Here is a 24,809-nt window from a genome sequence, read left to right on the forward strand (position 1 = left end):
ATAGGCAATAGGCTATAAGCCATACGCTTACTGCTTAAAGCCTAAAGCATAATGCTTAAAAAAAATGCAACTAAATAAACATTCAAACGGATTACTGTCTATATATTTTACTGCGGGGTATCCGACTTTGGATAGTACCGTGCAGATTGCCAAAGCTTTGGAAGAAGCAGGTGCTGATTTTCTAGAGATCGGTTTTCCGTATTCTGACCCGGTAGCAGATGGACCAACGATTCAACATGCTTCAGAAGAAGCCTTGAAAAATGGCATGTCACTAAAAGTTCTTTTCGAACAATTGAGAGATTTACGCAAACATGTAAGCATTCCCGTCTACTTAATGGGGTATGTTAATCCTGTATTGCAATACGGTGTGGAGAATTTCTGCAAAGCGTGTAAGGATGTTGGTGTCAACGGAACGATTATTCCAGACTTGCCGATGTACGAATATGAGGAATTTTACCAAACCGTTTTCGAAGAAAATGATATAAGCAATATCTTCTTAGTAACTCCACAAACATCGGAACAACGTATTCGCAAAATCGATGATTTGTCTACTAACTTCATCTATTTACTTTCGTCGAATGCAACAACAGGGAAAAATCTAGAAGTAAAAGATCAAGCTGAAGCGTATTTCAAACGTATAAAAGATATGGATTTGAAAAATCCATTTATTATTGGTTTTGGTATTTCAAATCAAGAAACTTTCCAAAAAGCCACCACTTATGCTAATGGCTCAATAGTCGGAACTGCTTTTGTTAAACTTTTAGCAGAAGAAAATTACTTAGAAAAAATCCCTGATTTTATTAAGAGTATTAAAGGATAATCAAATAAAGTCCGATATTATTATCGGACTTTATTTGTTTGTATCAACTTTCATTCTTTCTATATCAAGACGGATAGGCAAAGCATATTTCGTTCTGACAGGAATACCACTAAATATACCAGGCTTCCACTTCTCGCCTTTTTTCAACATCTCTATTCCAGCTTCTCCTGTACCAAATCCTTTATCAAATTCAACTACAAAATCGGTTAATGTTCCATTTTTTTCCACGACAAATGAAATCATAACGTTACCCTTTACTCTATAATCGTACGCTTTCTGCGGTAAATTATAATTTTGTATAATCCATTCTCGAAAAACCTTCATACCTCCTGGGGGTTCGGGATTTATTTCTACCTGTGTAAATAAAGAATCTCTATTAAACTCAATTCCACTACCTCTCATACATCCACAGTTTAATTTAAACTTCTCAACACTGTCTTTCTTTAAGGAAGATTTCACTGTTGATGTTAAAACTTGCTTAGGCTTTGAAGTACAACTAGTAAAACATAAAATTGTCACAAAAACAGTAAAATAAATGGCGCACTTCAGATTGATCTTGCTCATAAGCTTATTTATTAAAAGCATAGAATTTTAATTTTGGTCTAGCATTACTTAGTAATATGATGATATATTCGTTAATATTTCATAAAGTTTTAATTTGTTATAAGTCATTATTTTAAGAAATCAACATCATACTTTGCAAACATTAAAACAGCTAACTTGTCTTCATCATTAAAATCAGATATTTATGAAACAATTAGAGAATAAAGTAGCAATTGTAACAGGTGGAGCTTCAGGTATAGGAAAGGCTATTGTTGAGCTTTTCGTCAAAGAAGGAGCTAAAGTCTTAATAGCAGATTTGAATGAAGATTCAGGTACTAAATTAGCTAATTCTTTAGGTGAAGCTACTGTATTTGTAAAAGCAGATTCTTCTTCGCCAGAAGACAATAAAAAATTAGTTGATATTGCTGTAGAGAAATTTGGAGCTTTACATATTGCGGTTAATAATGCAGGTATTGGCGGTGATGCAGCTACAGTTGGCGATTATAGCCTTGAAAGTTGGAAAAAAGTCATTGATGTTAACTTGAATGGTGTTTTCTACGGTATGCACTATCAACTTCCAGAAATCGAAAAAGTAGGAGGAAGTATTATCAATATGGCTTCTATTTTAGGACAGGTAGGCTTTGCATACTCTTCAGCTTATGTAGCCGCAAAACATGGTGTAGTCGGACTGACAAAAACTGCAGGTTGGGAATACGGTACGCGTGGTGTTCGTATCAATGCAATTGGCCCAGGTTTTATTTCTACTCCACTTGTGGATGATAATTTAAATAAAGAAACATTAACTTTCCTCGAAACACAACATGCTATGCAACGTTTGGGTAAATCTGAAGAAGTTGCCGAATTAGCGCTTTGGTTAGCTTCAGACAAATCTTCGTTTGTAACTGGATCCTACTATCCTGTTGATGGTGGATATTTAGCTAAATAGAGCATTTATAAATTAATTACAGCTTCTCTAATTTTGGTCATAAGTTTTGTATTCCCATCGACTAATATTAGAGAAGCTGTAATTTTAATTAAGGGTCACTCCTATTTTCGCTTTCCTCCTCTTTCCCCTCTTCGATTAACTCCTCGACTTCTTCCTTTTCTTCGATATCCAAAGTTTTTACATCGCCTTCTTGTTCGTCATTGTTTTTATCTATGTAAAATGAACAACACATCGGAAAATGGTCTGAACCAATTGACGGTAAAATCTTTAAGTCATCAATAAAAACATCCGGACTATGGTACAATAAATCCAAAGGAATACGGAAAAACCAATAATTCGCATGAAAAGTAGCTAGGTAGCCGCGACCGTATCTTGCGTCAATTAAGCCACTTGCTTTTTTGAATAAAATAGAAACTCGCGACCAAGCAACTGTATTAAAATCTCCAGTGATTACAACAGGTAGTGAATGTTTTTTCGCACGCTTAGCTACACTTAATAAATCACCATCCCGTTCTTTGGAAGTTTCTTCTTCGGTCGGACTTGGTGGTGGTGGATGCACGCCAAAGAAAATAAACCGATAACCATCCTCTGTTTCTAACTCAGCTTCTATACTTGGCAAATCATCTGAAACAAAATAATGTACTTTGATATCATGCACTTTCAGCTTAGTATAAAAATGCATTCCATATGTATTTTCTAAGGCGATTTCCCTAAAGTTGGTGTATTCATCTTTTAATTCTTGAAATGCATTTTCCCAATCTTTATTACTTTCCATTGTCAAAAAAGCATCGGGTTGCTCTTTTCGAATCATATCGACTAATCGGTGATATTCAGTGTTAAATTGATAGACATTTACAGAAATTATCTTTACATTTTCTGAGTGCTCCGCTGATACTTCGTATTTGTTACTGCGCCAAAATTTAGTGAATCGTATAAAAATATAGCAATTGTATGCAATACATATTAGCAACGCGAATAGAATTAAAATGGGGTAAGAAACATCCTTCCACCAAATAATAGTTGCTATGAAAGTGAGTAACTGTAAAAACAACAATTGTGGACGTACAAAATCAGGAACACGAAATACCCAATGCTGATTTCGAATAAATGGTAAAATACTAAGAATGACTATTATTGATGTAACAACCCAAATTGTAGAATTCATATAGGAAACTTAAAAATGTATTACTTGCTGATTTGATACAATGTAACTTATTCTCCGAAACTATCTTTTTCTATGCAAAGATTAATCCAAACATTTTTCAAAAGCCATACGCGTTGAATCTCTAATTATCACGTCACCACAATATTGATAACCTAACTTTTCTAAAATTCGCAACATAGCCAAATTGTCAAAATTGGTATCCACTTTAATACTAAAGATGTTTCTTGATTTTGCAAAAGTCTCGATATGTTGGAATAGTTGAGTCGCAATGCCCATCCCTTTTGCACGTGCCGCAGCCGCAACCCGATGAACGACCACATAATCTCGCTCCGTAAGCCATTTTCCAGTAATAGTTGCGTAATCTGGATCATCTTCAAAAATCACTGCTCCGTATGCCAATATCCCTTTTTCATCCGCTAACACATAAGCCCATTCCTGGGCTATATCATGACGAATGGTATGAGGATTAGGGTATCCATCTTGCCATTGCCTACTACCATCTTGTTTTCGTCGCTCTATTGCGTATTGAAGAATTGTCCAAATTTCGTCCACTTCAGATTCTAATGCTTTCCTAAATTTCATGGTAGATTTTTCTCAATTAATAATTCCCGTTTTCTCATGCTTTGAAGCTAATTAAAAGTTATTTTAGAACAACGAAAAATAACCTTTTATAACACGTATTAATAGCGTATTTTTGTGTCTCTAAAAATAGCATTATAAAATTCCTAATACATAAAAATGGAACATACACGAATTAAAGAATTATTAAAATCCGAAGAATTTGGAAAAGAGGTTATCGTAAAAGGCTGGGTTAGAACTTTTCGTAATAATCAATTTATAGCGATTAACGATGGTTCTTCAATTAATAATATCCAAGCTGTAGTAGATTTTGAAAACACTTCAGAAGATATCTTAAAAAGAATTACTACAGGTGCAGCAGTTCGTGTAAAAGGTAATTTGGTAGAGTCACAAGGTAAAGGTCAACGTGTAGAAGTACAAGCAACGGAGGTATCGATTATTGGAGATTCAGATCCAGAGAAATATCCATTACAACCCAAAAAACACAGTTTGGAGTTTTTACGCGAGATTGCACATTTGCGTGTTCGTACAGGAACTTTCAACGCGATTTTCAAAGTGCGTAATGCTTTGTCATTTGCTATTCATAAATTTTTCCAAGAAAGAGATTTCTTATACTTCCACTCGCCTATTATTACGGGTTCGGATGCCGAAGGTGCTGGTGAAATGTTTAGAGTAACGACTTTAGACCCTATCAATCCACCATTGACAGAAGATGGTAAAGTAGATTTCAAAGAAGATTTCTTTGGCAAATCAACAAACTTGACAGTTTCTGGTCAATTAGAAGGTGAATTAGCTGCATTAGCTTTTGGAAATATCTATACTTTCGGTCCTACTTTCCGAGCTGAAAACTCAAACACAACGCGTCACTTGGCAGAGTTCTGGATGATTGAACCAGAAATGGCTTTTTATGAGTTGGAAGACAACATGGATTTGGCAGAAGATTTATTGAAATATGTCATCAAATACGCTTTAGAAACTTGTCCAGAAGAAATAGAATTCTTGAAAAACCGTTTGTTGGATGAAGAGAAATCAAAACCACAAGCTGAACGTTCGGAATTGAATTTAGTAGAAAAATTAAACTTCGTATTAGAAAACAATTTTGAGCGTTTGACCTATACAGAAGCTATCGATATTTTAAAATCTTCAAAACCAAATCAAAAGAAACAATTCAAATATTTAATCGAAGGTTGGGGGGCAGACTTACAATCGGAGCACGAAAGATATTTAGTTGAAAAACACTTCAAAAAACCTGTAATATTGACTGATTATCCACGTGAAATTAAGTCATTCTACATGAAACAAAATGAAGTAGATGCTGAAGGTCGCCACACGGTACGCGCAATGGACATCTTGTTCCCAGGTATCGGAGAAATGGTCGGCGGTTCTCAACGTGAGGAGAACTTAGATAAATTATTGGCTCGTATGGCTGAGGTTGGAATCGAGCCAGAAGAAATCGAATGGTTCTTAGACACACGCCGTTTCGGATCTGTACCACATTCTGGTTTTGGTGTTGGATTTGAGCGTTTGGTGTTGTTTACAACAGGTATGACCAATATCAGAGACGTAATTCCTTTCCCACGTACCCCGAAAAATGCAGAGTTTTAATAAAGAACATTATACAGAGAGAGTTGTTATTATAGCAACTCTTTTTTTATAACAGTAAAATAGGATTTTTACTTTTTAATTTTAACTTTTTTACTTTAGTACAGTACATGCTTATAAAAATATATAACGACAATCCAAATCCAAAGGCTATTAATCAGGCTGTAGATATCTTGAAAAAAGGTGGTGTGATTATTTATCCTACCGATACAGTTTATGGAATCGGTTGTGATATTACGAATCAAAAAGCCATTGAAAAGGTTTGCCAAATCAGAGGATTGAAACCTGATAAGGCAAATTTATCTTTTATATGCTATGATTTAACGGATATTTCACAATATACCAAACCTTTTGACACGACAGTTTTCCGTGTGTTGAAAAAAGCTTTGCCGGGTCCATTTACATTTATTTTCAATGCAAGTGGGCAGGTGCCGAAACTATTGAGTTCGAAAAAGAAAACGGTAGGTATTCGTGTGCCAGATAATGCTATTGTACGTGAAATAGTAAAGCAATTGGGCAATCCAATTGTAACTGCTTCCATTCGTGATGAAGACGATATTATTGAATATTCTACCGATCCAGAATTGATTTACGAAAAATATCAAGAATCTGTAGATTTAGTAATTGATGGTGGCTATGGAGACAATGTCGCTTCTACTGTAGTGGATGTCACAAACGGTGACTTTGAGGTTATCCGCGAAGGCAAAGGCGATTTAGAACAATATTTATAAATGAAAATAGCTTGCAAATTTGCAAGCCATTTTCATTTATATGTGGTAACTCTGATTTTGAAATTCCATCGCGGAATAATATTCATATTTCCGCTTATCTAATGGGTAATCCCAACAACCCATTCGATGAAATACTTGTCCACCAAAACCTGATTTGAATCGATACAATCCATACATAGGATGTGCGGGATCCGCATCTGGTGAAATGCCAAAAAAGTCATATTCTGTACAACCTTTTTCTCTTGCCAACTGCATTGCGCGCCATTGCAAGGCATATGTTCCCATATAATTTCGATTTTCTGTAGAAGAAGCTCCGTATAAATAAGTTGCGCGATTAGCTGAAACAACTAAAAACATAGCTGCTAAAGGCTCATCATCCACATAAGCAACCAACATATACACATCAGCAGGTGATTCTGAATTATTCGCTCGCGCTGAAAGTACAATTCTAAAATAATTAATATCATGCAAAAAGAAATTGTTTCGCTTTGCTGTCTGTCTATACAGTTCGTACCAAATTTCTAGACTTTCCAAACCCAACGATTCTATCCGAACACCTTTACGTTTTGCCAAATTGATATTATAACGTGTTTTAGGTTTCATATTACCTAACAACAAATCATCGCTTTCACGCAAATTCATGAAGATCGTATTTGAAGGAAGAATGTCTGTATTTGCTTTCCTCAAATTCCCAAATTCGGTGTTGAAATTTACACGCATTTCTTGCACCCTTCTGGATGGAAGTCCAATCCAATTGCCGTGCAAATCGTAGCAATCGTCTTCATTTGCCCATTGTGATTGCCACGACAAATCATAACGAATTAAAATACAGTTTGTCGGTAAATAATGGCGAAGCGCTTCTGAAAGTTGTTCTAAAAAATAGCCTTGTTGTTCTTCCGAAGGTTCGGTTTCGGGACCATAAGGCACATAAGCTATACAATTATCCTTATCCAAATATTGGAGCATAATCAAAAAATCCCCTACAACATATGTTTCTTCAGACGGCTTGCAGAACAAATCCTCTGCCGTTGTTCTGAAATTATAGGCTAAAGAATCTATTCCTTGCAGTTTTTTAACCGCTGACCAATATGCCGTTTGTTGAATAATACCTGTTTTGTAAAGATGACTATTGTCTTTTTGCTCCAAATCTGAAATCATGATATTACGCTTGTTTTCAATATTTTAATAAAATCACAAATGGCACAAACATAGGGAATATAACCACACAAAAACAGTGCTGATTGTCATAATCGAGCAACAAGAGACTATTAGAACGGTTCTAAATAACTTCAGTGTTTTCTATTCGTAAGAAACTTTTCTCTTTCCTTGGAGATAAGAAACATTAAAAACAATTACTGCCGTAAAGATTAGTCCATAGGCTAGACCTTGTAGTAATGTGATGTTTTCATCGAAATAAAAAATGGCTAACAAAAAAGCGATGATTGGATTTATATAAAGCAATACGCCCACTAAGGACGAATCTAATCCTTTCAAAGCATACATATTCAGAAACAAAGGAATTATCGTAAAAAAGACAGCTATAATAAGGACATATTGAAAAAACTGGTCTGAATGAGTAACAGCTTCTCCTGAATTCATCCCTAGCGGAATTAAAAACAAGGAACTAATCAGAATATGAAGCGTCAACGTAAAAAACTTATCCAACTTTTTGCTTGCCTTCTGTACCACTAAATAAATTGCATACGACAGTGCGATGATAACACTATAAACCATATCGATGAAATGACCATACGACAGCATCACACAACTCAAAACACTGAGTGCAACAGCTGTCCATTGTCCTGTATTAAGCTTTTCTTTTAAGAATATACTGGCTAATACAGTGGTGAGAATTGGGCAAATCAAATAGGCTAATGAAGTCGCATTAACACTTACGGCATTCATTACATAGATATATAAGTACCAATTAAGGGCTAACATAATGGCACTAAAAATAGTAGCTGAAATGATTTTTAAACGATCGTTTGGGGCTAAAGAAATGATTAGACTAATATTTTCCTTCGTAATACGATAACGAAAAATTAAACTAATTAATGCGATAATAACCGCTGCAAAAGCCACACGATAAGTCAAAATATCGAGTGCAGCATAGTCGCTGAGTGGTCGTAATACTAAACTAAAAGCTCCCCAAACTACAAATGAAGAAAGTGCAGCAGCGTAATATTTAAGTTGCATGAAATTAAAATAGATTTTTTTATAGAATAACGAACTCTTCTACAATTACATGCCCCACATGTTCATTTACCCGACCAATGATTTGCCTACGATTGATAGCTAATTCGTGTTTTACAACGGCAGACTCTACTTTGACATACAATTTCCTGTCTTTAATATAGATGTGTTGAGTTCTCCGAGCGATGTATGGACCAATAATATCCTCCCAAAAAGTGACTACAGATGACTCCTCATACTTACGACGCAATCTGTATACCTCCAACCATTTCTCCACCGCCTGCTTCATGCTGACATCATCACGTGTAGGTATTTCATCCACTTTTTTCTTATATAACATGCGCTTGTCCCCCTTCGATATCAAATATACGGATAGGTTGTTGGATTTCGTCGAATATCTTACGAATTCTAGTAGCGTCGGTATCCGTGATAAAGATTTGTCCAAATTCATCATCCGAAACCATCTGCATAAGTTTCTTTGTGCGACTTTCGTCCAATTTATCGAAGATATCATCCAATAACAGCAGCGGCTTAAACTTATTTTGCTCTTGCAAATACGTGTATTGTGCGAGCTTTAAAGCTATAAGAAATGATTTCTGTTGTCCTTGCGAACCAAATTTCTTCAACGCCATTTCACCGTGAATGGTAAACAGTAAATCGTCCTTGTGTATACCCTGCGTAGTTCGCTCCAGAATACGATCTTTGTCTAAAGAAGACTCCAATAAATGCATAAAATCCATTCCATGCAATTGCGATTCATACTGCAAAGTAACCTCTTCAGCATTTTCCGAAAGATATTGATAATGGCGCTGAAAAGAAGGTGTAAAATTCTCCATAAACACCTTCCGTTTATGGTAAATTACTTCCCCCACTTCAAACAATTGCATATTCAGCACTTCCAACAAGCCAATATCAAAAACGCCTTTTTCTTTGATATTTTTCAACAACGTATTGCGCTGTAATAAGATTTTATTGTATGCAATTAATGTATCCAAATAGCGATTGTCAGTTTGTGAAATAACATTATCAATGAATTTGCGACGTTCTTCCGATCCTTCGAGAATAATCAAAGTATCATTTGGTGAAATCATGACCAACGGAAACTGGCCGATATGATCCGCTAATCTTGGATAATCTTTTTTATTACGTTTGAATTGCTTTTTCTGATTCTTCTTTAGGCTACAGGAAATTACATCTGGTCTATCTTCTCGTTCAAACTCTCCCTGCACCATGAAATATTCCTCACCTTTTTTGATATGTTGCGAATCAATTGGATTAAAATAAGATTTGCAAAGGGAAAGATAATGTATGGCGTCTAGCAAATTCGTTTTTCCAGCACCATTTGCCCCTGTGAAAGCATTCACTTCAGGCAGAAAAGACACATTAGAATCTGTATAGTTCTTAAAATTTAAAACGGAAAGTTGCTTCAACCACATGATACAAAGTAAAAACTAAAAAAGTACAAGTCAAAAAAATAGGTTGATTAGTTTTAGTCACTAACCAACCTATTTCCAAATTGAATATGAAATCTACTTTACTTCTTCAAAATCTATAAACTCTCCTGCATTAGGAGCTACTTTTCTTTTTTCTTCTTTTTGTGGTACATAATCAACTTTCAATTCACCTTTTGATGATGTATTTGATTGATTTGTATCTTGGTACGTCGACTGTGGACCAAATGGATTACCAGATGTGTACGTATATGTAAAACCTCCTTGCCCCTGTTGTGCTTTTTTCATCATACGTTCCGCCAGTTTTTTCATTGCGTATGGTAATAATAGACGCATCGAAAACTTGAAAACGTAATATGCTATTATAACAAATAATATAAAATATAATGCTGTCATCTGTTTAATCTATTTATTCAAATATATCAAAATCGTCAAAAAACAAAGTCAATATAATGTCAGACTGCCGTCTCTTAACACTATTTAAGACTTGGATTTGAGGATCGCGTTATACAATTCCTCTTGGCGATGCGTCCCGATAATATAGGTCAATCCGTCTTTATCAGTCAACCATACGGAGTCTTTTCCACCAGAATAAAACCGAATTTTACCGTTTTTGTGTAAATTGTAAACTGGATTGTTGAAAATATACGTACTGTAAGGCTTCTTTTCTACTGTGACAATCGATGATAAATCAATCTTGACTAAACGTGTAGACCACAGACCACTTAGCACCACATTACCATTGTACACATCCGTCTTGTAATGTACTAAATACATCATAACGATTGACACCACTATAATACAACTGCCCACGATAAAAAACAATTGCCGGGACGGCAAATGATCCATGTTAAGATAATACACGATAAAACAAAATAAAGCCAAAGTCATGCGAACACTAATCCAAGTCATGTCTCTACCTAAAAATTGCCTTTCAACAAAATGCTTTTCTTGACTCATAACCCTTCTAAATTGCAAACTAATTTAAGGACTTTTTGTGTATTATCCCTAATCTTAAATCTTTCGTCCAAATGATAATTGACTACCCAGATAATCCTACCGTCTCCATTTACCAAGATTGGAATTCCTTTTTTATCTACTATGTTAATCTTCTTTTGGATGAAATAATCACTCAACTTCTTCTTTCCTTTCATACCAAGTGGTTGAAAAACATCGCCTTTTTGCCAAGAACGAATAGTCAATGGAAGTACAATTTCATCCGTATCAATCTGTACGGTACTTTTTTCTTTGAGTACAATTAAATCATCAGAAATTTCGAAAGAAAATTGAAACTTATTCCAAACTATCTTTTCCCCAAATTCATCAAATTCCACAGCATCTTGTTCTACTGTTTTTTTTGAAAGAATAACCGCTTCCCTATCCGTAATTAAAATATAATTTTCGGATTGGAATTGCCGTCCTGATTCTTTATCAAAACTATCTACCAAATCTTGTAAAACATTCTTTTTAAAACCATATGGTTCTAATACAAAATACAATTCATTTAAGGAAAGCTTAGCAAGTTCTGATTTCAGCATTTGCCAAGAATCCGAGTTTCGAGGCAACAAAATATCATTTCGCAAACGATTCATAAACGAAGTCAACACATCTTGACTGTCACGAAATCGATGGATATTGTCATCCATAATGGAAATAAAATCAGGATTCAACTTTTCCAATTCTGGAATAATGTCTAATCTAATCCTATTTCGTGCATATTTATTTGAAAAATTTGATGAATCATCGCGAAAAGGAATAGCGTATTTTGTGACCAATTCTGTGATATCTTTGCTTTGCAAAAAAAGAATGGGACGAACTACTTTTGAATCGTCACGCTTTGGCAAAATACCTTGAAGACCTTGCAATCCAGTTCCACGTGACAAGTTGAATAAAACCGTTTCTACAGAATCATTCATGTGTTGTGCTACAGCTATTACCTTGCAATTTCTTTCTTCTCTTAATTCTTCAAACCATGCGTAACGTAATTCGCGCGCAGCTACTTGAATGGAAACTTTATTTTCTTCCGAATAACGTAGCGTATCAATTTTTTTCACATGCAGTGGAATTGAATTTTTAGCTGCAAACTCTCGAACTAGTGCCTCATCGCCATCCGATTCTTCGCCTCTAAGTTGAAAATTGCAATGCGCAATCTCTATGGCGTATTGGCTTTGCAAAAGCAACCACACTAACAACATAGAATCTCGCCCACCACTCACCGCAACAAGAATTTTATCCGACTTGCTAAACAGCTTATAATCTTCTACATAACGTTCAAAACGCTCATGAATATTCATGTATCAAAAGTATGTATTAAAAATTGATTTTATTTAACACGAAAAATGATTGTCTTAACATTTTTTTGCTATTTAATTCTCTATTTTTGCCTCGTGAAGAAGTATTTAGCCTTATTCTTATTTTTTGTTTCTGTTCAACTTTTGTTCGGACAAATTCCTGTGCAAGTAAGTGATGCCAGTAGAATGAATTTAGTATCATCAAGTTCAGGTCGTATCAATGCCAAGACAGGACACATGACATTTTACAATCCAGTATATGAGCACAAAGGGAATACTTTAGCTGCTGACAGTGGTTATATATATGAAAATGAAATTAAGCAGCAATTCTTCGAAGCTTTTGGCAATGTTGTTATTACTCAGCCCTCAGGAACGGTTATTTATTCGGATTACTTACATTACGATGCAACGACACAACAGGCTAAATTGACTGGAAATGTGAAAATGATTGATAAAAATTCAATTCTAACCACGAATTATTTAACCTACAATATGCGTTCAAAAATTGGAACTTATACAGGTGGCGGTCGAATTATCTCTCAAACAGACACTATCACTTCCAAAAACGCATATTATTTTGAAAACACGGGTGACGCATATTTCCGTCATCAAGTCATTGTTCGAAATCCATCTGTAAAAGTGTATACCGATACAATGCGATATAATGGCGCATCCAAAAATACTTTTTTCTTTGGACCTACTAATATTAAAGGCAATAAACAAGAAAATCTATATACTGAAAAAGGTGTCTACAATACATCTACTGGAGTTGCCAACTTTAATAAAAACAATTTATACACAGAAGGAAGTCGTTTCTTAAAAGGAGACAGTCTACACTACGCGCGTGAAACAGGCGTTGGTAAAGCGTTCCGCAATGTTGTTTTTGTAGATACTTTAGATAAATTTTACGCTTATGGTGGTAAAGGGGAATATAGGCAAGAAGAAGAGTCAATCGTCATGACCGAAAAGCCATACATTATTACTGTCGTAAAAAACGAATCAGACACTACAACATCAGACTCCAGTAAAATTGATAAACCATTATTGGAGGTAAAAGTCCTTGATTCAACAGAAAAAAAAGAAGTAAAACAAAATAATAAAGATAAAAAGCGAACAGAGGCTAAAACTGATAGCCCAAAAGATGCTGAGGTAAATTATCTAGCTAAAAATTCCGTAGCCCAAAAGTCAGAAGCAAAAATGGACTCAGTGTACATGACGGCAGATACTTTGTTTTCACGTATGATACTTGCCAAAGATTATATTCCTTTGGATCTTAAGCTTGATCGTAGTGGAGGACAGATGCTAGAAGAAGCTGAAGAAGACTATGGTGATGATGAAAATGGAGAAGGTGATTTTACTGATTTACAAAATACAGACTCTCCCACTGGATTACCAAAGCTGGAGAATACAGCGAATCAAACACTTAGCAAGCCAAATGAGTTAAAAAACAAGAAACAAGTAGCACCTAAAAAGACACAACAACTAATAAATAATACTGGCGAAGGTCGTGAAGAGATTGAGAAAACGTTGAAAGCGGATTCTATTCTTCGCCAAAAAGCTATTATACCGCAAGCAGGGCATGCTGATAGTGCTATTAATCAAGCTTTAAAAATTGCACAACAGCCCGATGTAAAATTACAAACAACAGATTCTACCAAACAAGAAATATCAGACACCGCACGTACACGTATTGTAAAAGCATATTATAATGTTCGCTTATTTAAATCCGATTTGCAAGCAGTAGCGGATTCCGTGTATTATGGTATGCAGGATTCTATGTTTAGATTCATGGGAAGACCGATGATTTGGGCACAAGATTCACAAATTTCTGCAGATACCATATTTATGCAAATTGTGAATCAGACCATGGACAATGCTTTATTGAAAGAGAATGCATTTATGGTTAATGCGTTAGCTGATTCTACAAAATTCAATCAGTTAAAAGGTCGCAAAATCACAGCCTTCTTTGCTAAAAATAATATTGAAAGATTATTTGTTGATGGTAACGCGGAGAATTTAGTTTTTTCAGAAAATGAAAAGACAAAAATAATAACGGAAATGTTCCATGACCGAGGTGGACGTATTAAAGTTAAAATGGAAGATCGAAAAATTATTGATTATACAACAATTAAGAAAGTAGATCAAAAAGTTTATCCTTTTGCGTTGGTAAACCAAGAAAATGAAATTTTACCTGGCTTTTCATGGCGACCACAAGACCGTCCAAAATCCAAAGAGGATCTTCTAAATCGTAAACGTGAAGTTCCTAAAGAAACTGACGAAAAAGAAGATTCGGAAGGAAATAAAGAGACCGAAATAAAAGGCAAACCAATAGAAAATAAAGCTGAAGACACAAAACATGCTGAAGAAGCAGAACAATAAAAATCAAAAAGCTCATCAAATGATGAGCTTTTTGATTTTTATTGTTCCTATTTATTTCGTCATATTCACCAACAGGAAGTATAATTTTTAACTTTTAAATGGTTTTTAATAATTCTTTAAAAATTCCGCCAATTTACCAACAGCAATAGCGCGGTGACTAATTGCATTCTTCTCATCAGCAGACATTTCAGCGAAAGTCTTATCATATCCATTTGGAATGAAAATAGGGTCATAACCGAAGCCTTTTTCTCCTCTTCTTTCTTTGATTATTTGACCTTCGATTGCACCTTCAAAAAAATGCTGTTGTTCATTTAGATATAATGATATCACTGTTTTGAAACGTGCTGTACGGTTAGGATTATCAGCTAATTTTTCCAATACCAAATCAATATTTTTTTCCATATCACGAGAACCTGAATAACGTGCCGAATATACTCCTGGCTCACCATTTAACGCATCAATCTCTAATCCTGAATCATCACCAAAGCAATACAGACCATACTTATTTACCAAATAATCAGTTTTCTGTTGCGCGTTTTCCTCAAATGTAACTCCTGTTTCGGGTATATCATCTTGACAATCGATATCACTTAAAGATTTCAACACAAACTTATTTCCTACCATTGCTTGTACTTCGTCAAGCTTATGTGTATTATTCGTCGCAAATACTAATTCTAACATGCTGTAAAAGTAAAAAGTAAAAATGTAGAAGTCAAAATAAAGCTACTTTATTCAACTCCTTGTTAAAATTAAAAATTATTACCTTTAACAAATCCCTTAAATTGATGACATATGAAATACTGCTATTTTATATTCTTATTTATAATCTTCTCTTGTAGTCCAAATAAACTAATATTCAAAGAAAATTTTTCTAATAATAAAAATCAATGGGATATTTTAGACAACAAAGATTTTAAAGTATTAGTTGACAGTGGGGTTTATCAAATTACTAAAAAAATTAAAAACTTTGATAGTAGAGGTTGTTTATGGCTAACTAAAGAAATGAAGAAATTCTCTAGCAGTGATAATTTTTCAATTTCTTTTGATATAAGGGTTCTAAATCAAAAAGATGATGCGAAATTCTTTGACTTTATGTGGGGTAATATAAATTTGAAGTCAAATCTTAAAAAAGAAATTCAGTTTTATCAAATACAGATTTCAGAAGACCAAATTAAACTTAATCAATTTGGTTATCAAGACGAAAGAAAGCAAAACGGTTGGACCTCTGTAGCAAGAGGCATTGATGGACTTTATAAAAACTACTTTTTAAACAAATGGCATAATATTCAAATCCTTCAATTAAATTCGGAATTAATAATTTATAGAGACCAAATTGAAATATTTAGATCTAAAATAAAACCAACTGAAGGAAATATGATAGGTATTCAAAATTGCATAAAGAGTGAAATTCAAATAGATAATTTGATAATCACAAAACTAAAAGTTAATAATATTGAAAAGATTAATCCACAATAAAATTTTTAAATTCTCCCCAGAAAAGTTTCTTTTTATTGACATCCGCAAACATTTCTTCGAATGAAAAGGTATTGAATACCGTAGCGATTCGACCTTTCATATACGAGTTGTGTGCTATTTCTGGAAGTTTTAAGGATGTGGGTTCAACGCCTAGCAATGTAATTTTCTTCGGCGTGAAAAATTCCATAATACGTTTAAAGTCATTTGGATTTTGAGGATTAGCCAAATTGACTACAGCAACATTTTCAGGAGTCAGCTGCGATGCTCCGATAGTTTTGATAAAAGCTTCTTCAGCCGCTGGCGAAAAGTATGGATATGACGGATAACGCAAAATAAATAATACGCCGGTAGTCTTATTGCCTTTATACACAAACTCTTCTCCTGAGGAATCCCAATTAACAGCAGAATCCACGTCTAGAGATTGTGACTGAACATCCTCCATAGCAAATCCTGTCGAAAACAAGGTTTCGCTCATCAAAGCCTGTAGTGCTATAGGATTATCTGTAAGAAGGTTGCTCATTGTCTTTAGATTAACAGATATTGGATGTGAGATTTAAGATAATAGATATTAGATTGAATATACATCTCTGTTGAACTTCTAGAGTAAAGATATGAGACACAAGAAAAAATCTCATATCTCATATCTAAATACTAATATCTAAACTATTGTCCTAAAATATATGCGAATACCAATGGAGCTACAATAGTTGCATCCGACTCGATCATAAATTTAGGCGTATCAATATCTAATTTACCCCAAGTGATTTTCTCATTAGGCACAGCACCTGAATAAGAACCGTATGAAGTCGTAGAGTCAGAAATCTGACAGAAGTACGACCAGAAAGGAACATCCGTCCATTCTAAATCTTGGTACATCATCGGTACAACACAGATTGGGAAGTCACCAGAGATACCACCAGCAATTTGGAAAAATCCAACACCTTTACCGCTTGAGTTTTCGCGATACCATTCTGTCAAGTATATCATGTACTCAATACCTGATTTTACAGTAGAAGCCTTCAAATTACCTTTAATTACATTTGAAGCGAAAATATTACCTGTAGTAGAATCTTCCCATCCTGGACACACGATTGGCAAGTTTTTCTCTGCTGCAGCAACAATCCATGAATCTTTAGGATCGATTTCATAGTATTGCTCCAATACACCAGAATTTACAACTTGGTACAAAAATTCGTGTGGTAAGTAACGCTCACCTTTTGCTTCAGCAGCATGCCAAACATCTTCTAAATGTGCTTGAAGACGACGGAAAGCTTCTTCTTCTGGAATACATGTATCCGTTACACGGTTGAAGTGCGTATCTAATAATTCTCGCTCTTGCTCTGGCGTCAAATCTCTCCAGTTTGGAATACGTTTGTAGTGCGAGTGCGCTACCAAATTCATCACATCCTCTTCTAAGTTTGCACCAGTACACGAGATAATATGTACTTTATCTTGACGGATCATTTCCGCTAAAGAAACACCTAATTCAGCTGTTGACATTGCACCACCTAATGAAATCAACATTTTACCACCTTCTAGTAAATGTTGCTCATATCCTTTTGCTGCATCTACTAACGCAGCGGCATTAAAGTGACGGTAATTGTGCTCAATAAATTGACTAATTGGACCTTTTTGTGTACTCATCTTTATCTATTTTTAATAAGTAGCACAAAGGTACTGAATTAAATTTATTAAAGTATTTTGAACTGAGTAATCCCTGATAGCTGCTTCTTTTTTTAACAAATGTTAAAATTAACCTTTATCTTTAATTTTAGATTTTGTAGCAATTTATTTAATTCACACGTCCTATAGCAAAACCATTTTATGAGAAGATTAGTTTTAATACCGCTTTTATTAAGTAACATTTTTTTATTTCAATCTTGTGAAAATGTTTTCTGTTGTGATTTGCCTCCTGATTGTTGTGATATACCAAAAGAAGTGGCTATTAGTGTGATCGACCGGCATGGTAACGACTTATTGGATCAAAGTAAAGTTGATGGCTTTAAAATGGATGATTTAAGAGTATTTCATTTTTATAATAATCAAAATCATTACGTACTTAATTCCAATAATCCGAATCGACTAGCCTTAAATCCAAAGGAGAAATTAACTACGTATAATGTTAATCTCTCAGAAAAAATAGAAAACCAAAAATCTACGACAATTATAAAGTGGAGTAGCGATCAATTGGATACTATAGATGCTTTCTTTCAGAGTGAAAAGATATTATCGAAACTTATAATCAATGCAAAAGATACCATAAGCATTGATACATTAAAAATGAAGTATAATAACTTATCTATTACACTGACTAAATAATCTATTCCCAATACCACATATTTGTTAAAAAATATTTAAAACAAACTTAATTAATCAGTCAATATTTACAAATTACTTTATACAGATAAAATATTTTAGAGAGTATCAGAAATTAAATTTATTTTTGGGGCAAAATATAAATCTAACCAAAGACATAAGATATGAGTAATTCTAAATTAATTGATAAAATTCAAATTGGACAAGTGGAATTTGAAGCTTATATTATCAATGATGAGAATAATCTAGAGGCTTTTGCTATTTATTTTCAACAGAAAAAAGAGCCTTTAATATTGTTTCAACAAATATCAAGTGATCTTAAAGTAGAAATTAAAATAAATCAAGAATTAGTAAATGAGCTGCAGCTGCTAAAAGCTAAAGATTTAAAGCAGCGAAAAGAACATTACAAAATTTTTCAGGAATTTGCGCTTAACGCAGAACAGAAGGCAAAAGAAATCGCTTTCCAAGATGCAAAACTAACTTATATTTCAGACATACAAGTTATCAAATGCATAGAGCAAGCTTATTTAGCTGATTAATTACTTTCTTTTCAAGAGTTTAGAAAAGAAAATATAGAAGAACACTAAAAATAGTATTAATACGAGTATAATTATTATTTCTTGCGTTCCTACGCCCCAAGACATTGTATTCATAGGACTAAGGTATAAAAAATGGGTGATTTCAACAATCACCCATTTTTAGTTTATTATTTTTTCTCAATTTTTGCGGTGTACGCTCCCGGAGTAAGATCTAATGTTAAATCATACAAACCAGCTGATGCAATATTTATATCAGCACCTCCTTGCGTAATTTCACTCTCCGTACCGCCAAAATTTATATCCCAACCCTTGTTAGCTCTGAATTTAATTAAGCCAGGCACTAAATTGACAGTTACTTTCCAGATATATGTTCCTTTGCTACCTACAAATTCCATATTTGTGTCGTTGTCCCAACCTCCGGGTGTAGCATTTCCGACCACTCCCATGTTTAGCTTTAATGCAGTATAAGTTAATGCATCAGAGTCCATACGAAGGCGATAGAATCCATTTTCAGACACAGTAATATTATCAGCCTCTTCATCTTGCAATAATGTACCAGTGGTAGTTCCTATTCCGAATGCACCAGCCCAATCCACATTTGTAGGCAAAAACTTAAATCCTCCATCAGCAGTCAAGTATTCAAAAGTCTCAAACGTCGTTTTACTACCTTCACCATACAATGTCATTGCCAATGCATTATTAGGTTCCCAACCTGCTCCTGTAGATCCACCTACGACAAACATTTGTGGATTACTTTCTTCGAAGGTTATTGGATGCGTTTTAGTCACTGTCTGCCCGCCCGATTGATAGGTAATTTTTAGGTTCGCTTCTCCTATATAGCTTTCATCTAAAGGAATATTAAATTCCTTTTCTAAAATATTTTGATTAGGCTCTACCGTAACCTGTTCAGTAAGCAATGCTGCAGCATCCTTCTCAATGCTAAATTCAAAGGTATTCACATTCAGTGCAATGAAACCTACTTTCAGCTTCTTACCTATCTGAATAGTTGACACTGTACTTTCATTTATCGAAACAATTTGATCGTCGATGCTGTGCTCTACCTTTTTACAGGCATTAATACCTAAGAAAAGTAGACCACATAAACCAATTGTTAATAACTTATATATTGTTTTCATAACATTCATAATTAGTAACCTGGATTAGGTGTTAGATTTGTGTTATTTGCCAAGGCTGTCGCTGGTATTGGGAATAGGCGCTTATAGGTCTCTGCTGTGTTTGCTGGCTTAAACAACATAGCATCCTCCCACTTACCAAAACGAATCATATCTGTACGACGCGTTACTTCAAATGTGAATTCCAACCCACGTTCTTTATAGATCGCATCCAAATTCAATGTTCCCGCTGTAAAGTGTTTTTCAGGATTCACTGGGAATGCTCTTTTGCGAACTTGATTAGCTGCCTCTAAAGCTTGTGCGGTAGTGCCATTTGTTGCACCACGCAAAATAGCTTCTGCTTTCATTAATAAAACATCAGCTAGTCTGAATACGACTACGTCATTTCCTGCATCACTACCAATATGGCTTTTGTCTGGTTGGTATTTTACACAACGTGCACCAGCCAAACGACCGTCATCGTCTGCTCCACCAATATCAAAATCTGAACCCGGCAATAAATTATAACCTTCGGGATTGATAAATACATTCACCCCATTATTAATCAAGGGTTGACCTGTGGCATTGTACTGTTGACCGTATAACCATTGTTGCTTACGATTATCTAAATCTTCAAATAAATTGAAATAAGCGGGCTGCCCGCTCCATCCATTCCATGGGTTACCATTCAACTCAAATGTTTGGCGATGCGCATAATGCAATACTTTGTTGAACAAAGCATTACCTTTTGCTCTTGATGCATCAAATGGGATTGAAAAAATTGGTTCTGGACTGTCCGCGCCATTGTCTGCCTTAAATTGAGCTAAGAAATCATTTTCTAAGGAATATTTCTCTGACGCAATTACCGCATTCGCATTTTCTACGACTTTGTTCCATTGTGCTGTACCTGTGTATACTTGCGCATTGAGATAGGTTTTCGCCAATAATGCGTGTGCAAACCATTTTGTAGGTCTTCCATATGTTGCTAAAGATTTTTCTTCACTCAATAACGGTAGATTTTCTTCCAATTCGGAAACAACAAATTCAAATATCTGCGCTCGAGGCGTCGTACTTGGCAACTCTGTACCTGTATCAAAAGATGTTACCAATGGAATATTTCCATACGCATCCATCATCAAATAATAGTACCAAGCACGCATAGTTTTAATTTCTGCTAATGTTTGGTTCTTTTGTTCTGAATCCTCGGATTTTTCCAACACACTTAATACCCGATTACATGTACCGATAGCATTGAAGCCCCAATTCCAAGCATTACGAACGACTTCGTGCGAAGGCGACCAGGTATGAAAATGCATATCACGCCATTTACCCCCATCAAACCAGTCACCTCCACGTGTCGGAATAATCACTTCGTCCGAGCCTGCGGTCTGTAAATCAAAGTAATCCCCAAAATATCCCCTAGCCGAGGTATATACAGGTCCCGTAACCGCAACAAACTGCTCGGGCGTTTTTGGAAAAGTATCTTCTGTGTAAGCTGAATAAACTTTATCATCGAATTTGGTACACGAAGCGCCAAAAAATGTAAGTCCAGCCAACAGAAATATATGTAGTTTATTATTTTTCGCTTTCATATTATTTACGTATTAAAATGTGAAATTGACACCAAAAATGAACGAACGAGTTTTTGGATAATAGCTTCTATTATCAATACCTGGAGATAGTCCGCCTAAGCTCAACTCAGGATCTACGCCCGTGTAATCAGTCAATGTAAATAAGTTTTGTGCGGTCAAATACAATCGCGCTTGTTTAAAATATTTAGCTTGGCTTGTGTTGAATCGGTAACCTAAAGTCATATTATCTAGGCGCAAAAACGAACCGTCTTCTAAAAATCTGCTCGACGCAATCAATGGTGTTTCAAAAATTCCTTCTTCTAACGCGTCCTTAGAAATATTCGTCACATTCGCCTGTTGCAATCTCGATAAATCTGCACGTGTAGCATTGAAGATTTGGTTGCCATATACGCCTCTCAAGAAAATATTTAAATCCCAACTTTTGTATCTGAAATTGTTGTTCCAGCCATAAGTAAATTTAGGGAGTGCATATCCCATGATTTGGTAATCGTCTGGTGCCGAAATTTGGTCTTGCGTTACCAATTCGCCTGATGGTTTTTGGTAAATTGTACGCTTTGCAACTTCGTCGTAACCCACATATTTAGCGACATAGAAAGTTCCCAAAGGTTGACCTGGCAATACAATCGATGCCGTTTGTCCAGTCCATCCTTCCAAACCTATACCACCTTCATAACGTTGTGACACACCGATATTCTCAATGTTAGAAGAAAGTGAACCAACTTCGTTTACATTCCTAGCAAAATTCACAGTAGTGGAATAGCGGAAATTTTCATTGGAATATACATTGGCGTTCAACACCACTTCTATTCCTTTATTACTCATACTTGCACCATTTGCCAATAATCTGTTGAATTGATAAGGTGGAGACGGTACATCGTATTCATACAATAAGTCTTTGGTTTCTTTATTGTAATACTCAATTGTACCACCAATACGACCTCTCCACAATTCGAAATCCAAACCTACATTGAACATGGATGTGCTTTCCCATTTCAAATCTGGGTTTTCATTTTGACTTACACCATATGCATTTACCCATTTACCATTGTAGAAAAATTGTCCATCACGTGGTCCAAACAAAATAATACTACGGTAAGGATCAATATTTTGGTTACCCGATACACCATAACCTGCTCTTATTTTCAATTCAGAAAATAACTGTTGGTCTTGCATGAATTCTTCACGTGTCAATCGCCATGCCGCAGAAATGGACGGGAATGTTGCCCATCTGTTATTCACACCAAATTTGGATGAACCATCACGACGAATAGAAGCACTTAACAGGTATTTCTCATCGTAATTGTAGCCCAAACGACCGTATCCAGAAATTAATAATGATTCTTTGATGTGTGGAAAATCACTGTATGGATTGTACCCTTCGGGCAAAGAGCCCAAATTCAAATTATTATCCAACAAATCATCTGACATGAAGCCTACAGATGTACCGCGAAGACCATCATCATTCTTAGTTTTTTGGTAAGAATAACCTGCCATCGCCTCAAATGTGTGCAAATCTGAAGTGAAAGAATAATTCAAATAAGATTCTAGAATCTTGTCAATATGTTTTAAGGCAGTACGATCTGCAAATCCTCTTCCTAAAGCGAAAGAATCAAAATCAGTACGCGCCATATAATAATTCTTGTCCCAATGTGTACGTTGGTAAGACAAAACATTCGACCAAATTAAGCCATCAACAAGCTTCAAATCTGCTTTGAAGTTTCCAAGCAACGTGTTATTACTTCTGTTTTCATCTCGAAGATTCAACATCGAAACTGGATTCATATAGCCTGTACGACCAACAACCTGAAAATAACCACCATATTGCGCATATCCTGGATCATCGGTCATAATCGGCGAAGTCGGCACAAAACGTGCTGCGCCATTAAAAATACCATAATCGATATGCGTAGATGTATTGATGCTATTCGCTAAGTTAAATGATAATTTCAGTCGATCTTCAAAAGCGTTTTGATCAACGCCTACACGCGCAACAATTTTTTCTACACCACTACGCTTCACAATACCTTGATTGTTGAAGTAATTCACAGAAGCATTGTATCGTGTGCCCTCACTTCCACCTGTCAGCGATAAATTATGGTTGTGCGATACACCATTTCTGGTGATAGCATCTTGCCAATCCGTTTCGAAACCTGTTTCAGTCGGCGCTACTGCAAGACCATTTGCTTCGACAAAAGCTTTATGCTCTGCAGCACTTAATACATTCACACGATTAGAAACTGATTCTGATGCAGCATACCCGCTGTATGAAAGTACAGGCGCGCCTGCTTTACCTCTTTTGGTCGTCACAAAAATAACTCCATTGGCTGCGCGCGAACCGTAAATTGCTGTCGAAGATGCATCTTTCATCACGTCCATAGATACAATATCATCTGGCGCAATCAGTTCAATATTAGCGCCTACAATTCCATCAATGACATATAATGGCGAAGAACTCGCTGTCAATGAAGAAGGTCCACGCAATTGCATCGTCGATCCAGCAGTTGGATCACCACCAGACCTGTTCACCGTAAGACCTGCTACCTTACCTGCCAACAATTGGTCTGGAGAACTCACCACACCTCTATTGAATTCTTCTGGTGTAACACTGGAAATTGAACCCGTCACTTGCTTACGTCTAGCTGTACCGTATCCTATGACTACGACTTCCTCCAATTCATCAGAAGCAGACATTAAGACAATATCCAACTTATTTGCTCCCGAGACTACATTGATACTGGTTTCTGATTTCTCATAACCAATCATATTCACGACAACTATTTGACTCCCTTGCGGTACATTAGTCAACAAATAATCACCATTCGCATCTGTTGAAGTTGCGGTAGCTGAATTTTTAATACTTACAGTTGCCCCTACTACTGCTCCTCCATTCCCATCTGTGATTTTCCCAGCAATGGAATTCGCCTGTAGATACGACGAAGCATAACCAGAAAATGAGAACAGGTTGAGAAGCAAAAACAAATAGAAAAGCAACGAATTACGAAATGTAAAGTTTTGCATAATTTGAGTTTTTGGTTTATAAAATAGATGTATTCAGGTAAAAATTCTATAATGAA

24 protein-coding genes are annotated in these 24,809 nt (G+C 35.4%); 8 read left to right on the top strand and 16 right to left on the bottom strand.

Going from position 1 to position 24,809, the window contains the following annotated elements; genetic code table 11:
* Positions 1-64: 64 nt before the first annotated feature.
* Positions 65-820: a tryptophan synthase subunit alpha gene (trpA, locus tag FLS47_RS04330; protein ID WP_149913161.1), complete on the top strand. Its 756-nt coding sequence runs from the start codon at positions 65-67 to the stop codon at positions 818-820.
* A gap of 30 nt (positions 821-850) precedes the next feature.
* Here the strand turns inward: trpA and FLS47_RS04335 are convergent, their stop codons facing one another.
* A complete protein-coding gene (locus FLS47_RS04335; protein WP_188347350.1) occupies positions 851-1,222 on the bottom strand; it encodes an energy transducer TonB in 372 nt (123 codons plus the stop codon).
* Positions 1,223-1,568: 346 nt separating this feature from the next.
* On the opposite strand from FLS47_RS04335, the gene FLS47_RS04340 reads away from it, so the two are divergent.
* Positions 1,569-2,309 carry an SDR family NAD(P)-dependent oxidoreductase gene (locus tag FLS47_RS04340; RefSeq protein ID WP_149913163.1) on the top strand — a complete coding sequence of 247 codons (741 nt, stop codon included), beginning with the start codon at positions 1,569-1,571 and terminating at the stop codon, positions 2,307-2,309.
* Between the two features lie 88 nt (positions 2,310-2,397).
* Here FLS47_RS04340 and FLS47_RS04345 read toward each other — a convergent pair whose 3' ends face one another.
* Both FLS47_RS04345 and FLS47_RS04350 read right to left on the bottom strand, forming a co-directional pair.
* The gene (locus FLS47_RS04345) at positions 2,398-3,474 is read right to left on the bottom strand and encodes an endonuclease/exonuclease/phosphatase family protein (protein ID WP_149913164.1); all 1,077 of its coding nucleotides are present in this window, start codon (positions 3,472-3,474) and stop codon (positions 2,398-2,400) included.
* Positions 3,475-3,555: 81 nt separating this feature from the next.
* The gene (locus FLS47_RS04350) at positions 3,556-4,056 is read right to left on the bottom strand and encodes a GNAT family N-acetyltransferase (protein ID WP_149913165.1); all 501 of its coding nucleotides are present in this window, start codon (positions 4,054-4,056) and stop codon (positions 3,556-3,558) included.
* 156 nt (positions 4,057-4,212) lie between these two features.
* Here FLS47_RS04350 and asnS point away from each other — a divergent pair, with 156 nt between their 5' ends.
* Both asnS and FLS47_RS04360 read left to right on the top strand, forming a co-directional pair.
* The gene (gene asnS / locus FLS47_RS04355) at positions 4,213-5,658 is read left to right on the top strand and encodes an asparagine--tRNA ligase (RefSeq protein ID WP_149913166.1); all 1,446 of its coding nucleotides are present in this window, start codon (positions 4,213-4,215) and stop codon (positions 5,656-5,658) included.
* Positions 5,659-5,765: 107 nt separating this feature from the next.
* On the top strand, positions 5,766-6,386 hold the full coding sequence (locus FLS47_RS04360; RefSeq protein WP_149913167.1) for an L-threonylcarbamoyladenylate synthase: 621 nt from the start codon (positions 5,766-5,768) through the stop codon (positions 6,384-6,386).
* Between the two features lie 36 nt (positions 6,387-6,422).
* Here FLS47_RS04360 and FLS47_RS04365 read toward each other — a convergent pair whose 3' ends face one another.
* From FLS47_RS04365 to tilS, 7 genes are all read right to left on the bottom strand, one after another.
* The gene (locus FLS47_RS04365) at positions 6,423-7,544 is read right to left on the bottom strand and encodes a lipid II:glycine glycyltransferase FemX (protein WP_149913168.1); all 1,122 of its coding nucleotides are present in this window, start codon (positions 7,542-7,544) and stop codon (positions 6,423-6,425) included.
* A 141-nt stretch (positions 7,545-7,685) separates the two neighbouring features.
* A complete protein-coding gene (locus FLS47_RS04370) occupies positions 7,686-8,582 on the bottom strand; it encodes an EamA family transporter (protein WP_149913169.1) in 897 nt (298 codons plus the stop codon).
* Between the two features lie 19 nt (positions 8,583-8,601).
* Complete coding sequence (locus tag FLS47_RS04375) at positions 8,602-8,919, bottom strand: DUF721 domain-containing protein (protein WP_149913170.1); 318 nt, start codon at positions 8,917-8,919, stop codon at positions 8,602-8,604.
* Entirely contained in the window at positions 8,909-10,015 is a 1,107-nt protein-coding gene (gene recF, locus FLS47_RS04380) for a DNA replication/repair protein RecF (protein ID WP_149913171.1), read from the bottom strand. The genes FLS47_RS04375 and recF overlap by 11 nt, the downstream gene beginning before the upstream one ends.
* Positions 10,016-10,108: 93 nt before the next feature.
* Entirely contained in the window at positions 10,109-10,426 is a 318-nt protein-coding gene (locus FLS47_RS04385; RefSeq protein WP_149913172.1) for a DUF4834 family protein, read from the bottom strand.
* Positions 10,427-10,510: 84 nt separating this feature from the next.
* Positions 10,511-10,990, bottom strand: a complete 480-nt coding sequence (locus FLS47_RS04390) for a hypothetical protein (RefSeq protein WP_149913173.1) — start codon at positions 10,988-10,990, stop codon at positions 10,511-10,513.
* The gene (tilS, locus tag FLS47_RS04395) at positions 10,987-12,324 is read right to left on the bottom strand and encodes a tRNA lysidine(34) synthetase TilS (RefSeq protein WP_149913174.1); all 1,338 of its coding nucleotides are present in this window, start codon (positions 12,322-12,324) and stop codon (positions 10,987-10,989) included. Before tilS ends, FLS47_RS04390 begins: the two co-directional genes overlap by 4 nt.
* A 93-nt stretch (positions 12,325-12,417) precedes the next feature.
* Here tilS and FLS47_RS04400 point away from each other — a divergent pair, with 93 nt between their 5' ends.
* Positions 12,418-14,700, top strand: a complete 2,283-nt coding sequence (locus tag FLS47_RS04400; RefSeq protein WP_223225126.1) for an OstA-like protein — start codon at positions 12,418-12,420, stop codon at positions 14,698-14,700.
* A 105-nt stretch (positions 14,701-14,805) separates the two neighbouring features.
* Here the strand turns inward: FLS47_RS04400 and FLS47_RS04405 are convergent, their stop codons facing one another.
* Complete coding sequence (locus tag FLS47_RS04405) at positions 14,806-15,381, bottom strand: non-canonical purine NTP diphosphatase (RefSeq protein ID WP_149913175.1); 576 nt, start codon at positions 15,379-15,381, stop codon at positions 14,806-14,808.
* 111 nt (positions 15,382-15,492) lie between these two features.
* Here FLS47_RS04405 and FLS47_RS04410 point away from each other — a divergent pair, with 111 nt between their 5' ends.
* On the top strand, positions 15,493-16,176 hold the full coding sequence (locus FLS47_RS04410) for a hypothetical protein (protein ID WP_149913176.1): 684 nt from the start codon (positions 15,493-15,495) through the stop codon (positions 16,174-16,176).
* Here FLS47_RS04410 and FLS47_RS04415 read toward each other — a convergent pair.
* Entirely contained in the window at positions 16,163-16,696 is a 534-nt protein-coding gene (locus FLS47_RS04415; RefSeq protein WP_149913177.1) for a hypothetical protein, read from the bottom strand. The genes FLS47_RS04410 and FLS47_RS04415 overlap by 14 nt on opposite strands.
* A 143-nt stretch (positions 16,697-16,839) precedes the next feature.
* The gene (locus tag FLS47_RS04420) at positions 16,840-17,820 is read right to left on the bottom strand and encodes a deoxyhypusine synthase family protein (RefSeq protein WP_149913178.1); all 981 of its coding nucleotides are present in this window, start codon (positions 17,818-17,820) and stop codon (positions 16,840-16,842) included.
* 180 nt (positions 17,821-18,000) lie between these two features.
* On the opposite strand from FLS47_RS04420, the gene FLS47_RS04425 reads away from it, so the two are divergent.
* Entirely contained in the window at positions 18,001-18,495 is a 495-nt protein-coding gene (locus FLS47_RS04425) for a hypothetical protein (protein ID WP_149913179.1), read from the top strand.
* Positions 18,496-18,656: 161 nt separating this feature from the next.
* A complete protein-coding gene (locus tag FLS47_RS04430) occupies positions 18,657-19,031 on the top strand; it encodes a hypothetical protein (RefSeq protein ID WP_149913180.1) in 375 nt (124 codons plus the stop codon).
* A gap of 167 nt (positions 19,032-19,198) precedes the next feature.
* Here FLS47_RS04430 and FLS47_RS04435 read toward each other — a convergent pair whose 3' ends face one another.
* The 3 genes from FLS47_RS04435 to FLS47_RS04445 are packed head-to-tail and all read right to left on the bottom strand — an operon-like array spanning position 19,199 to position 24,753.
* Complete coding sequence (locus tag FLS47_RS04435; protein ID WP_188347351.1) at positions 19,199-20,167, bottom strand: SusF/SusE family outer membrane protein; 969 nt, start codon at positions 20,165-20,167, stop codon at positions 19,199-19,201.
* Positions 20,168-20,178: 11 nt separating this feature from the next.
* On the bottom strand, positions 20,179-21,735 hold the full coding sequence (locus FLS47_RS04440) for a RagB/SusD family nutrient uptake outer membrane protein (RefSeq protein WP_149913182.1): 1,557 nt from the start codon (positions 21,733-21,735) through the stop codon (positions 20,179-20,181).
* Between the two features lie 12 nt (positions 21,736-21,747).
* Positions 21,748-24,753 (bottom strand): SusC/RagA family TonB-linked outer membrane protein, encoded by a 3,006-nt coding sequence (locus tag FLS47_RS04445; protein ID WP_149913183.1) that lies wholly within the window; start codon positions 24,751-24,753, stop codon positions 21,748-21,750.
* Between the last annotated feature and the right edge of the window lie 56 nt (positions 24,754-24,809).

Source organism: Sphingobacterium cavernae (genome assembly GCF_008520265.1).
Classification (GTDB): Bacteria; Bacteroidota; Bacteroidia; order Sphingobacteriales; family Sphingobacteriaceae; genus Sphingobacterium; species Sphingobacterium cavernae.